Source organism: Streptomyces sp. NPDC051563, assembly GCF_044454225.1.
Classification (GTDB): Bacteria; Actinomycetota; Actinomycetes; order Streptomycetales; family Streptomycetaceae; genus Streptomyces.
Genome location: NZ_JBITDL010000011.1, coordinates 1 through 12,835 on the forward strand (window position 1 = coordinate 1; position 12,835 = coordinate 12,835).

Consider the following 12,835-nt stretch of genomic DNA (forward strand, 5'->3'; position numbering starts at 1 on the left):
GGCGCGCGCCCCCCCGGCGGGGCCCCCCCGCCCGCGGCGCGCGGGCGGGCGCGGGCGCCCCCCCCGTCTTCTCGCGCGGGGGCGGGGGGGCCCGGGGGGGCCCGGGGGGCCCCCCCCGCCCACGGCAACGTTTCCACCTCTGTTCCACCTGGATCGAAAGAAGGCTGATGGACCTCGCGGAGATCTGGCGGGTCATGCGCAGGCGCTGGTACGTGCTGCTGCCCGGGCTGCTGCTCACGGCCGCGCTCATCACCGGCGTGTACCTGCTGGTCCCGGTGGAGTACCGGTCACAGAGCACCGTGACCCTCCTGAACTCGAAGAAGGCCACGGTCGCCTTCGACGGCAACCCCTTCCTGAGCACCCAGGCCTCGCTCACCGGCATGGCAGACGGGCTGGCACGCAATCTCAACTCGGACGATTCCAAGGCCGACCTCAAGGCCCAGGGACTCACCGGCGTGTACGAGGCGAAGATCGCCGACAACGCCCAGGGGCCCTTCATGTGGCTGAGCGTCACCGGCACCGACCCCGCCGCCGTCCTGAACTCCGACAAGCTCTTCACCGCGTACGCCGAGAAGCGGCTCCTGGAGTTCCAGGCCCAGCAGTCGGTGACCCCGGAGGCGATGATCCGGATGGCGACGATCGTGCCGCCGCAGAAGCCCGAGGCGCAGACGAAGACCCGGCTCCAGTACCTGGTGATGGCGGCGGCGCTGGGCTTCGTCCTCAGTCTGGTGGCCACCTTCTTCGTCGAGGCCCGGCGCCGCAAGGCCGACAAGCCCGGCCGGCGCAAGCCGCTGGAGGCCGGTCAGGGTCCGCCCGAGGACCCCGATGCCGACGCAGGTCCCGGCGAGCACGCCCGCGCCGCCGACCCGACGGCCACGATGGCCCTCAAGGTCCTGCCCCCGTCGGCCTTCCGCTCCAAGGCCTCGCAGTGACCGCGCCCACCACGGACGCGGGCACCCAGGAACCGCCCGGGGGGCCGTCCGGGGGCCCGCCCCAGGCACCGTCCGGGGCGCCGTCCCTGGGGCGCAAGGTGGGATCCGCCGCCCGGTGGAGCCTGGTCAACACCATGGTGATGCGCCTGGGCAACTTCGTCACCGGCATCATCCTCGCCCGCTTCTTCCTCGGACCCGAGGCCTGGGGCGTGTACGGGATCGCCCAGACGGTCCTGCTGGTCCTGCTCTCGGCGAACGAGCTCGGGGTCTCCCTGGCCATCGTGCGCTGGGAGGGCGACCCCCGCCGCTTCGCCCCGACGGTCCTCACCCTGAGCGCCGCCTCCAGCCTGCTGCTGTACGCGGGCCTGTTCGCGGCGGCCCCCCTGGTGGCCCGGGTGCTCGGCTCCCCCGAGGCCTCCGGGGTGCTGCGCGTGATGTGCGTGTGCGTGGTCCTCGACGGGCTTTCGCAGGTGCCCGCCGGCTTCCTCACCCGGGAGTTCCAGCAGGGCCGCCGGATGGCCATCGACGCCCTCAACTTCGTCCTGAGCACCGCGGTGACCCTGCTGCTCGCCGTCCAGGGCTGGGGGGCGATGAGCTTCGCCTGGGGGTCCGTCGCGGGCAACGTGGCCGCGCTGGTCGGCTGCTGCCTGGCCGCGCCCGGCACCCTGCGGTTCGGCTGGGACCGGGAGCAGGCGCGCGCCCTGCTGCGCTTCGGGCTCCCGCTCGCCGGGGCCAGCATGCTCGCGCTCGGGGTCGTCAACGTGGACACGATGGTGGTGGGTTCCTCCCTGGACCAGCTGGCCCTCGGCTTCTACGTGCTCGCCTTCAACATCTCCGGCTGGCCCGTCCGGATCATCTCCGAGGCGGCCCGCCGGGTCTCCTTCGCCGGGTTCTCCCGGCTGGCGGACAGCGAGACCGGCGGCGGGCCCGGCGCACTGGCCGGCGGCTTCGGCCGCGCCCTCGGCGTGGTGATGACGGCCACGGTGCCCCTCTGCGTGCTGCTGGCCGCCCTCGCCGGACCCCTCGTCGAACTCGTCTACGGAGAACGCTGGCTGCCCGCCGCCGCCGCGCTCCCCTGGCTGATGGGGCTCGGACTGGTCCGGATCGGCTGCGAACTGGCCTACGACTGCCTGGTGGCCATCGGACACCGGCGCTCCCTCATCGGGGTGCAGGGGCTGTGGCTCGTCGTCCTGCTCCCGGTGCTGGTCGCCGGCGCGGGCGCGAACGGGATCGAGGGGGTGGCGCAGGGCCACGTCCTGGTCGCCGGCGCCGTCGTGGTGCCGGTGTTCCTCTTCGCCCTGCACCGCGGCGGCGTGGGGCTGGGCACGGTGGCCCGCGCCTGCGCCTGGCCGTTCCTCGGCGGGGCCGTGATGACGGGCGTGGCCCTCGGTCTGCAACGGCTCCTCGGCGACGGCGTTCCGGCCCTCCTGGGGACCGCGGCCGCCGCCACCCTGTGCTATGCCGTGTGTGTCCTGCCCAGCCTGGGATTCCTCCGCGGGTCCGCACCGGCCGCCGCGGCCACGACGATGAAGGACTGACACCATGGCACGCCTCCGCAGACGACTGTGGGCCTGGTTGCTGGCCGGGTTCTTAGTGATCGCCGCCCTGACCCTCTACCAGGCCGAGCGGACGGGCCGTAGCGAGTCGGCGGCCGCTTCCTGCCCCGAGAGCGCCCTCGAATGCCCCGGCCAGGAGAAGCCCCTCCCCCTGCCCGTGCCCGTCGACCCCTCCGCATCGCCCTCCCCGTCGGAGAGCCCGAGCCCCTCCCCGACCCCGGCCTCCCCGTCGCCGACGCCCCCGCCGAGCGGCAGCGCACCGCCCGCACCCGCTCCGGGCCCCGTCTGCTCCGCCACTTCGCCCGGCGCCTGCGGCTTCCCGGACGCCCGGTCCACCGGCCCGCGGATCGCGCTGGAGCGGCACGACACGGGCAACATGTCGGTCAAGACCGACGGCATGGTGATCAAGGGCTGGGACATCCGCGGTTCGCTGGACGTGTACGCCGACAACGTCACGATCATCGACAGCCGGATCACCTCGACCAACTGGTGGGGGGTCAACCTGCGTCCGGGCTTCAAGGGCCTGCGCGTCCTGCACACCACGATCACCGCTCTGCCGGGCAAGGGTCCCGACAACGGCGGCGTCAACTACGCGGTGTCCAACATGGGTGAGAGTTCCGTCGAGGTCGGCTGGTGCGACATCTCGGTGTTCGGCAACGCCCTGTCCATGGGGCAGGGCGATCTGCACGACAACTACGTGCACGACATCGTCGCCTTCCGGAACCTGGGCGGCGAGTGGCAGCACACCGACGCCGTGATCAGCGGCGGCGGCAACAAGGGCCGGCTGACGATCCGCCACAACACCCTGCTGAACTCCGTCCCGATCGACAAGGGCGCCAGTGCGGCGCTCGGTCTCTTCGCCGACACCGGCGTGGTCTCCAACGTGATCGTCGACCGCAACTGGCTGGCCGGAGGGGCGTACGCACTCTACGGCGGCGGCCCGGGGGCCACCGGAATCCAGGTCACGGACAACGTGTTCTCCACCCAGTACCACCCCAAGAGCGGTCTTTACGGGGCGGTCGCCGCATGGAACGCGGGCGGCGCGGGCAACGTGTGGCGCGGCAACCGCATGTCGGACGGGCGTCCCGTCGTACCCGAACCCTCCCCCTGACCACCGAAAGGACATCCATGCGCCGCATCGCCCGGGCCCCCTGGGAGCTGCTCAAGCGGGCCTTCGGCTGGCTGGTGCTCTTCGAGGCCAGGAACAAGCTCCTGCTGGCCCCCTCCGCCCTGCGGCTGCGCCGGTTCGAGAACGCGGAGACCGGCCGGCTGGGCGCGCTCCTGGAGCGGCCGCCGTCCGCCCTGGTGGCCACCGTGATCGCCACCCACCGCCGTCCCGAGGCGCTGCGGGCGGCGGTGGGCTCGGCCTTGGCGCAGACCGTGACCGACCAGGTGGTAGTCGTCGTGGACGACGGCGCGGGTCTACCCGAACTCCCCGCGGATCCGCGGCTCTTCGCGGTGTCCCTGGACCGGAACACGGCCACGGCCGGGGTGGTGCGCAATGTGGGGATACGGCTCAGCCGCTCGCGGTACGTGGCCTTCCTGGACGACGACAACCTGTGGGAGCCGGACCACCTGGAGCAGGCCCTGACGGCCCTGGAGTCGCCGGGCGGCCCGGACGCGGTGTACACGGCGCTGCGCAGGATGCTTCCCGACGGCACCCAGCGGGACGTGCTGTCGGTGCCCTTCGACCGGCGCCGTTCCGCGCACGAGGCCTTCCTCGACACCAATGCCTTCGTGGCGCGCCGCACGCCGGCCCTGTACTTCAGCCGCTTGCGGCGGACCCCCGAGGTGCTGCCCCGCGAGGACTGGGAGCTCGTCCGCCGCTACAGCCGCCGCCACGAGGTCCGCCACCTGCCCCGCCCCACCGTCCGCTACCTGGTCAACCCGGAGAGCTTCTACACCGCCTGGGACGGCCCGACGGCCCCGTCGTAGGCGCCGTCCGGGTCAGGCGATCTCGTACGTGCCGTCGAGGCGGGCCCGGCCGGCCACGTGCCCGGCGATGGCGGTGACCATCTGGTCGAGGGTGCAGCCGTCGGACAGGCCGGCGCTCTCGGAGAGCGCGAAGAGCTGGAAGACGTAGGAGTGGGGTCCGTGGGACGAGTGCCGCCCGCTCTGCCCGGGAGATGCCGTGCCTCACCGCCCGCCCGTTCAGGGCCCCGGGGTGGTGCGCAGGGCGGTCCGGCTGACCAGGGCCCGTGCCGCGGCCCGGTTCGCCGGGCGGCCCAGGGCCGCCCGGGAGGTTTCCCGTAGCAGCACGGCCGCGCGGAAGGCCGCGGTGGCGGGTGCCGAGTGGCGGCGGCCGTAGAGGCGTACGCGGTTGAGGGTCAGCAGGGTCCACAGGCGCGGGGAGACCTGCGAGTCCCCGCCGAGGTGGACGGCCGAGGCGGCGGGTTCGAGCCGGGTGGCGAAGCCGTGGTCGCCGGCCCGCAGGCAGTACTCGGTCTCCTCCGAGTACAGGAAGAACGATTCGTCCCAGGCTCCGCAGACCTCCAGGCACTCCCGGGAGAGCGCCATCAGCGCGCCGGTCGCCCAGTCGGCCACCGTCCTGCGCCCGTACGCACCCCGGTCGGTGACCAGCTCGCTCCAGCGCGGGAAGCGCCCCGCGCGGCGGTTGCCGATCACGGCCTCGCCCAGGGCCCGGGTCACCCGGGACTCCCGGCGCAGCGAGTAGTGGAGCGTCCCGTCCTCCTCGTACAGCAGCGGGACGCTGATCCCCACCCGCCCGCCTCCCTCCACCGGGTCGCCGAGCGCACCGACGAGCAGCTCCGCGCAGCCCCGCCGCATCCGGATGTCCGGATTGCACACCAGGGCGGCGCGGAAGCCGCCTTCCCATCCGGCGGCGGCCGCCAGGGCGGCGTTCACCCCGGCGGCGTAGCCCGCGTTGCGGCCGGTCTCCACGACCGTGGCCTCGGGGGCCAGCGACCGGACGAGGTCCACGGTGCCGTCGGCGGAGTCGTTGTCGGCGACGACCAGCCGCCAGTCGACGCCGGCCATGCCCTCCGGCAGGGAGGCGAGGAACTCCGGTATCACCCGGGCGCTGTTCCAGGTGACGACGAGGACAGCCACGGGGCCGGATACCGGGCCCGCTACCGGGCCGTCTTCTGCATCCGGCTGGTCCGGGTGGCGGTCGGCTGGAGAACTGGAAGCGGTGCGGTCGCAAGGCACGGGGACTCCACGTTTCGGGGCTCGGGCGCGGCGCGCCGGATGAAGCCGAGGTAGCTGCCTCCGGCGGCGATCGTCAGGAAGAACATCCCGGCGAACATCGGGAAGCTGAGGGCGTCGAAGGTGGCCGCGCTGACCAGGGCGACGAGGGCCGAGGCGAAGAAGGCCTGGCCGAGCTCCCGGTCGGACTCGTCGGCGGCGAGGCGGCGGATGGCGCCGCCCTGGTGGATTCCGGCGAGGAACAGCGCCAGGAGCGCGACGAGGCCCAGCAGGCCCATCTCCGCCAGGGTCAGCATGTACTGGTTGTCGGTGAAGAAGTAGAGGTCGGGGGTGAAGGTGCCCAGGCCCCGGCCGAACAGCGGGTGCTCCTCCAGGTAGGGCACGATCGCGCTGTACTTCACGGTGCGGGCCTGGGTGCTGCTGTCGGAGTTCGACACGAAGGACGCGAAGAGCGTGGTGATCGTGCCGATCAGTCCGGGGACCATGACCTTGAAGACGGCCACCGAGCCGAGCAGCAGGCCGAAGGTGGTCCACCGGCGCTGCGGCTTCCACCGGGGCACCATCACCAGCACCACGATGAGGGCTCCGATGATGGAGGTCCGTGACACCGTCAGCGGCAGCGCGCCGCCCATCAGCGCCACCGGAGCCCAGCGGCGCCAGCGCGTCAGCTGCGCCCGGGCCGGGTCGAAGGCCTGCTGGATCGCGAAGGGGAGCAGCAGGGCGAGCATGCCGCCGAACTCCAGCGGCTGCGCGGTGGTCGAGCGCGGCCGGGTGAACGCCCCGCGGTCCAGGGTGGTGATCTGTGCGACGCTCGACTGGAGCCCCGGGATGCTGATCTTCTCGGCGATGTTCGTCGCGGTGAAGAAGTCGTAGTAGCCGATGGCGGCGACCACCGCCCCCATCACCACGGCCCGGCGCAGCAGCACGTCCAGGCGCGCCCGGTCCTGGATCCCGGCGGAGATCAGCACCACGATCGATACCCAGACCAGCAGGCCGATCAGTCCCCGGTCGGCGCCCAGCACCTCCTTGTGGGAGCTGCCCCGGGAGGCGTTCGCCAGGTACGAGGCCAGGACCGAGACGGCCAGCAGCCACATCACGACCCGCGGCAGCCGGGTGCCGGGTGCCGGTCTGATCCGGCCGGTCAGCCAGGTCGCCAGGTACCAGAACAGGGCCAGCAGGGCGAAGACGTTGGCCGGGGTGCCGACGCCGCCCAGGCCGGGCAGGGTCAGGTTCGAGGGGATGAAGAAGGCCAGCCCCAGGTAGCCGGTGAGCAGTGCGGTGGCGTCCAGCTCGCGGTGGCGGGTCCGCCTGCGCCGCGGGGCGGCCGTGCCGGCGGCGGCCTCGGCGGCCTCGCGCCGGCGCCGGCGGCTCACGAGCAGGCTCTCCAGGACGAAGGAGGCGGTGAATCCGGCGACCAGGCCGGCGATGAGTACGGCCAGGACCTGCTGGTAGCGGGTCTTCAGCTGGGGTTTCGGGGTCTGCGGCAGCACCACGGGTGCGGTCTGCACGAAGTACGCGGGCTGTACTTTGGCGGCCGCCTGGAGCGCGTTGAGCTGTTCCCCGGCGAAGTCGGTGAGCTGACTGGTTTCCTTGAGTACCTTGTCCCGGTTGGTTCCCGTGACGGTCAGCGTGAGCATCGGGCCGGAGGCGTTCGCGGCGAAGCCGACCGTGTAGGGATCGGTGACCCCGAGCCCGTGCAGGTCCCGGGCCGCGTCGGCGCCCGACAGGGTCCTGATGAGCACGTCGGCGGTCACGACGAGCGAACCGCCCGCGTTCGCGATGGGGTTGCCGAAGGTGGGGGCCAGCTGGGCCACGGCCGTGGAGTCGAGCAGGGCCACCGAGCTCTGGGACTGGTAGGAGACCGGAACCGACTGGAACAGCTGTGCGCCCGCGAGGATCCCGCACAGCGTCAGGGGGGCCATGACGTACCAGCGGCGCCGCAGTACGGCTGCTATCTCACCGATGTTCACGAAGGCTCCCTCGCAACTGACCGGGAACCGTTGGCGTGTTGCCCGGCGTCCTGGGAAGATCGAACACGACGGAAGGAATCCTGTGTCGCCTGGTGAGCTGTTCCGCACGTTGCTCCGCCGCTGGTACGTGCTGGTCCTGGCGGCAGTGCTCGCGGCCGCCGGGGCACTCCAGGTGCTCCGCCCCACGACGACGTACGTGAGCACCGCGATCGTCGTCCTGAAGCCGCCGGTGACCGGCAACCAGCCGAACCAGCTCGCCAATCTGCAGCCGCCGCTGGCCGCCGTGTCCCTCGCCGCGGTACAGCAGTTGGACTCCTCCGACGGGGAGGCCGAGCTGCGCGCCGCCGGGGTGCGGGGCACCTACCGGCTGATCCCGCGCAACAGCGGCACGAGCGTGACCCCGCGCTATCTGATCCCCTCCCTCCAGATCCAGGCGGAGCACACGGACCCGGCCACGGCCGACCGTTCGGTGCTCAAGGTCGTCGAGGTCTACGGGAAGCACCTTTCTGACATGCAGGCCGAGCAGAAGATTCCCGCGGCCGGCCGGATGAGCGTCACGCTGCTCGTACCGCCGTCCGCGGTGGCGCAACTCGGCACCAAGAGCCGCGGACTGGCCGGTACGGCCGTCCTGGCCGTGATCTGCGGGGTGGCCGGCGCGCTGTGGACCGATCAGTTCCTGGCGGGCCGCGCCCGGCGCCGGCGCGAACGCGCCGACGCCGGGAACGGCGGGCCGGAACGGGGCCGCAGCCCCGTGCCGACGGCCGCGGCGGCCCGCTGATCCAGCGGGCCGCCCGGCCGCCAACGCCCCTGGTTCGGAGCGGTGGTGCGGTGTCATCAGATCCCTCGGCGCTTCCAGGACTGCCACCAGAGCCATTCGCGCCCCCGGTCGGCGACGGCCGACAGCACGAGCGGCTGGAGGTACGGCATCGCGCGGGCCCCGATCCGCCGGCGCCGGCGCAGGGCCCCGTACTCGGCGAGCGAGGTGTACTGCGGCAGGCATTCGGCCGCGAAGGCCTCCAGCTCCTCCACCGGGACCACCCCGGTGCGCCCGCGGTCGTAGGCCCGGTAGGCACGCCGCAGGGCGTACCGGGCGAGCCGGGTGCGGGCCGCCGTCGACAGCCGGGCCGCCTCCGGGAGCAGTCCGCCGCACTTGTCCAGCACCGAGTCGAAGGCGACGAGGCGCTGGCGCAGGTCGTCGAGCTGCCCACCGAAGTCGGTGGTGGACATGTTGTTGCCGTGGACCCGGTAGAAGGCCTGATCGGCGCCCCTGACGTAGCCCACGTCGGCATGGGCGGCGAGCCGCATCCACATCTCGATGTCCCCCGCGTGCGGAAGGTCCGGGTCGTAGCCCCCGACCTTCCGCTGGAGGCTGGCGCGCACGACCACCTCGGGCGAGGTGATGCATCCGGTGCCCTCCCGGAAGCGCCGCTCCAGCCACCAGCGCCCGGGGTAGACCACCGAACCGGTGGACCGGGTGCGGGCCGCGGGCAGCGGCCCGCCGTGCTGGAACCGCAGCGGCCTGCCGTAGGCGAAACCGGCCTCCGGGTGGGCGTCGAGCAGGGCCGCGGCGCGCACCAGGGCGCCGGGGACCAGCCGGTCGTCGGCGGAGAGCAGGGCGACGTAGTCCCCGTCCGCCCACTCCAGCAGGCCCTCGTTGTAGGTGGCGATGTGGCCCTGGTTCTTCTCGTGCACCCGGACTTCGATCCGCGGATCGGCGGCCGCGAGGGCGCGCGCGACCTTCGCGGAGTCGTCGGGAGAGGCGTCGTCGATGATCAGTACCCGTACGTCGACGCCCACCTGTTCGTCCAGGACGCTTTTGACGCAGTCGGCCAGGAAGTGGCCGTACTTGTAGCAGGGGATCACCACGCTGACCGTGCTCACTGGCCGGACACCTCCGTGGATCCCTCGGTGAGCGGGGCGGGGGCCGTGGTGGTGAAGACGGGGCCGACCCAGTAGTTCACCGATCCGAAGGTGTTGTTCGGGAAGACCGTGGCCGACCCGTACTTGTAGAGGCCGTTGCCGTTGTTCGCGCCGCCGCCGTCGGCCGGGGCCACCAGCGGGTAGGAGCGGTGCGCGGCACTGAAGTAGCCGCCGTCCACGGAGTACTTGCCGTTCGGCGCGTGGTACGAGGCCACGTACTCGGTGTTCGCGGTGATGGCCACCGGCGTGGCGAAGTGCAGTTGCTGCCAGCCGGAAAGGGTTTCGCTGCCGAAGGTTCCGGTGGCCAGGAGCGTGCCGTCGGCGGACCAGAGGCTGCCGGTGTGTGTGCCGGTGTTCCCGGGGCCCTTGTAGAAGGTGATGCCGGTGACGTAGCCGCCTACCGTGGACTGGAAACGGGTGCCCAGTTCGACGGAGTTGGTGTCGTCGCCGACGTTGGCGGTGCTCGGAGTGGCGCTCGGACCCCACAGGGTGCAGGGGCAGTTCACCGCCGGCGGGCTCGTGCTGGTGGTGAAGGTCCAGGTGACCGGCGCCGCCATGGCGTTGCCCCACAGGTCTTCGGCCTTGACCGATGCCGTGTAGGTGGTGCCCAGCAGCAGTTCGGTGGACGGGGTGAAGGTGGCGACGTTGGAGATGTCCAGGACCTTGCTGCCCGGGACGGTGGCGCCGCTGGGGTCCTTGACGGTGAACACCAGGGTGTCGGCGTCGACGGCCGTGCTGAAGGTGGCCTTCACCGCTGCGGTGATCGCCGTGCCGGTCGCTGCGGACTGCGGGCTGGTCGAGGTGACGGTCGGGGGCGTCGTGCTCGCGGTGGCGGTGTCCAGGACGGCGTCCACCCAGTAGTTGCTGCCGGAGGAGGCGGTGGACGGGAACCCGCCGGTGCCGCTGTAGCGGTAGACGCCGTTGCCGCCGTCGGTGCCGCTCTTCAGTGCGGTGAACGGAGCCAGTCCGGCGTCGGCCGAGGCGAAGGTGGTGTCGAAGGAGTATCCGCCGTTGGGGGCGAAGTAGGAGGCGATGTAGGTGGTGTTGGCCTTGACCGGGATCGGCGAGGAGAAGTTGAGCTGCTGCCAGCCCGATGCCGTCTCGTTGGTGAAGGTGCCCGTGGCCAGTCGCTGGCCGGAGCTGGTCCACAGGCTGCCCGTGTGGGTGCCGGTGTTGGCCGGGGACTTGTAGAAGCGGACGCCCGTGATCGAACCGGGCACCGAGGAGCGGATCTTCACGCCGAGTTCGACGGCGCTGCCGTCACCGGCGTTGACGGTGCCCGGTACGGCCGCGGCGGGCCAGACGGTGCAGGGGCACTGCTGGGGTCCCACGGTCAGCGGCACGGTGGTGGTGGCGCCGATGTTCACGCTGTCGTCCACCGCGCGGACCTTGATCTGCGCGGAACCGGGCACGGTCGGGGTCCACTTGTAGGTCCAGGACCCGACGCCGGTGGTGGCCTTCCAGGTGGTTCCGCCGTCGGTGGAGACCTCCACGCGGGCCACGACCCCGCCGCCGCTGTCGGTGGCGGTGCCCGTGATGGTCACGGGACGCAGGGCGGGCACCGTGGCGTTCGCCGCCGGGCTGGTCACGGTGATGGCCGGACCGGTGTGGTCCGCGGAGGCGGTGGCCAGGAGCAGGTTGCTCTGCAGGGACTTGGGCTGGACCCCCATGTCGGCGAAGATGTTGACCGTCGCCTGCTGCATCCGCTTGTCCTCGGTGACCACCGCGTCGTCCGGGTTTCCGGTCGGCATGTTGGTCAGGCCCCAGGACCACTGCACGGTGCCGGAGCCGAAGACCAGCGCGTTGGAGGTCTGGTCCCGGAAGGCGACCAGGCTGTGCGTCGCGGTGCCGTTGCCGTACGTGTTCCCGTAGTCCAGGCGGTACTTGCCGTCGGTGATGTCCACCGTGGTGGAGGACATCGCGATCTGCCCCGGCGGGCGGGCCGCGTCCTCCACGTCGCTGTCCCACTCGTAGCCGAGCGTGCCGACGGGGAAGGTGGCGGTCTGGGAGGGGGTCAGGTTCGCGACGGTGGTGCCCCGCCACAGCCGCATCTTGGCGTAGGCGCCGGGGACGGTGATCGCGTCGCTCCGGTAGCCGTTCACGCTGAACAGCGAGCCGGTCACCTGGTTCTGCGGCTGGTAGGGCCGGCCGTTCGTGGCGCTGGCCGGGTCCATGAAGGTGCCCGTCCAGATGCCGCTCGGGTCGGGGATGCCGTTGGGCTGCGGGAAGGAGAGCTTGGTCTCCTTGTAGCAGACCAGGGTCCGGTTGGCGGTGTTGGCGCCGTCGATGCTGGGGGCCAGGCGGGTCTTCCAGAAGACCTCGTTGCCGGCGAAGTAGGTCTGGTTGACGCCCGCGTGGCGTGCGTTCAGGGCGTTGGTGAACTGGTCCTGGGTCCAGTACTCGTCGTGCCCGGAGGACATGAACACCTTGTGGTTCTGCAGCTGGGTCGCGCCCCTGGTCGACATGTCGATGCCGGACATGTAGCTGACGTCGTACCCGTTGCGCTCCAGCCAGGCGACCATCTGGTACTCGGACCCGTAGATCCCGTTCTCGCCGCCGATGTCCATCGGCCGGTTGTAACTGACCTCGTAGGCACGGCCGTCGGGGGCCGGGCCGCCGCCGTCGTACAGGTCCTGGCCGCCGTAGTTGTTGTACGCCTGCCAGGTCTGGTCACTGGTCTGCACGACGATGTCGGAGTGGCTGGCGTCGTTGCGGACCACGAACGGGTAGGGCATGACCCCGTTGCCGTCCGCCTGGTCGAAGTTGGCTATGTAGAGACCGGAGACGGCGTCGGAGGGCACCGTCCAGGTCGAGGTGACCGGCCAGTTGCCGCAGTCGACCAGGCCGGTGGCCGGCTTGGTGGTGCAGCTCTTCGGGTTGCCGCCCTGGGGGAAGTTGGCCGGGTACGTCTGCGCCGCCTGGGCCGGGGTGGACATCAGGCGGGCCCCGTCACCCCCGTAGTGGCCGAGCCGGTAGACCGAGACCTTGTAGGGGGTGGGCGACTGGATCTTGAACTGCAGGGTCTCGCCCGCCTGCACGCTCGTCTGGGCCGGGAAACCCTTGATGTCGCCGTAGGCGCTGGGTGCGAACCAGTCGGACATCGGCGTGCCCGCCTTCGAGTTCTCGCACACGATCGCGTTGGAGCCTGGGCCGCACGGGTCCGCCGCGACCGCCACCGATGGCGGCAGCGCCGCCGCCATCAGGGCTGCCACCACGGTGAAGAGCCCGTACCGCAGCAGCCTTGTCCGTCTGTTCATCCGAACCTCATTTGGGAGTGCCTGGGGTGATGCGA

General features: G+C 71.8%; 9 protein-coding genes and 1 pseudogene. 5 read left to right on the plus strand and 5 right to left on the minus strand.

Going from position 1 to position 12,835, the window contains the following annotated elements; all coding sequences use genetic code 11:
• Nucleotides 1-167: 167 nt before the first annotated feature.
• The 4 genes from ACIA8F_RS14760 (at nt 168) to ACIA8F_RS14775 (ending at nt 4,423) form a co-directional block, all read left to right on the plus strand.
• Complete coding sequence (locus tag ACIA8F_RS14760) at nt 168-932, plus strand: chain length determinant protein (protein WP_399378807.1); 765 nt, start codon at nt 168-170, stop codon at nt 930-932.
• Nucleotides 933-1,030: 98 nt separating this feature from the next.
• Nucleotides 1,031-2,470 (plus strand): oligosaccharide flippase family protein, encoded by a 1,440-nt coding sequence (locus ACIA8F_RS14765; protein WP_399378808.1) that lies wholly within the window; start codon nt 1,031-1,033, stop codon nt 2,468-2,470.
• Nucleotides 2,471-2,525: 55 nt separating this feature from the next.
• Nucleotides 2,526-3,599, plus strand: coding sequence for a hypothetical protein (locus ACIA8F_RS14770; RefSeq protein WP_399378810.1), 1,074 nt, complete (start codon nt 2,526-2,528; stop codon nt 3,597-3,599).
• Nucleotides 3,600-3,616: 17 nt separating this feature from the next.
• Nucleotides 3,617-4,423, plus strand: a complete 807-nt coding sequence (locus tag ACIA8F_RS14775) for a glycosyltransferase family 2 protein (RefSeq protein WP_399378812.1) — start codon at nt 3,617-3,619, stop codon at nt 4,421-4,423.
• Nucleotides 4,424-4,435: 12 nt separating this feature from the next.
• Here ACIA8F_RS14775 and ACIA8F_RS14780 read toward each other — a convergent pair.
• From ACIA8F_RS14780 to ACIA8F_RS14790, 3 genes and pseudogenes are all read right to left on the minus strand, one after another.
• Nucleotides 4,436-4,576 (minus strand): annotated as a pseudogene (locus ACIA8F_RS14780) (YbhB/YbcL family Raf kinase inhibitor-like protein); the annotation flags it as partial.
• 63 nt (nt 4,577-4,639) lie between these two features.
• Entirely contained in the window at nt 4,640-5,557 is a 918-nt protein-coding gene (locus tag ACIA8F_RS14785; protein WP_399378813.1) for a glycosyltransferase, read from the minus strand.
• Nucleotides 5,558-5,577: 20 nt separating this feature from the next.
• Nucleotides 5,578-7,623, minus strand: a complete 2,046-nt coding sequence (locus ACIA8F_RS14790; RefSeq protein ID WP_399378814.1) for an O-antigen ligase family protein — start codon at nt 7,621-7,623, stop codon at nt 5,578-5,580.
• Nucleotides 7,624-7,705: 82 nt separating this feature from the next.
• On the opposite strand from ACIA8F_RS14790, the gene ACIA8F_RS14795 reads away from it, so the two are divergent.
• A complete protein-coding gene (locus ACIA8F_RS14795) occupies nt 7,706-8,401 on the plus strand; it encodes a hypothetical protein (protein ID WP_399378815.1) in 696 nt (231 codons plus the stop codon).
• Nucleotides 8,402-8,457: 56 nt separating this feature from the next.
• Here ACIA8F_RS14795 and ACIA8F_RS14800 read toward each other — a convergent pair whose 3' ends face one another.
• Entirely contained in the window at nt 8,458-9,504 is a 1,047-nt protein-coding gene (locus tag ACIA8F_RS14800) for a glycosyltransferase family 2 protein (protein ID WP_399378816.1), read from the minus strand.
• On the minus strand, nt 9,501-12,800 hold the full coding sequence (locus tag ACIA8F_RS14805; protein ID WP_399378818.1) for a DUF4082 domain-containing protein: 3,300 nt from the start codon (nt 12,798-12,800) through the stop codon (nt 9,501-9,503). The genes ACIA8F_RS14800 and ACIA8F_RS14805 overlap by 4 nt, the downstream gene beginning before the upstream one ends.
• Nucleotides 12,801-12,835 lie beyond the last annotated feature (35 nt).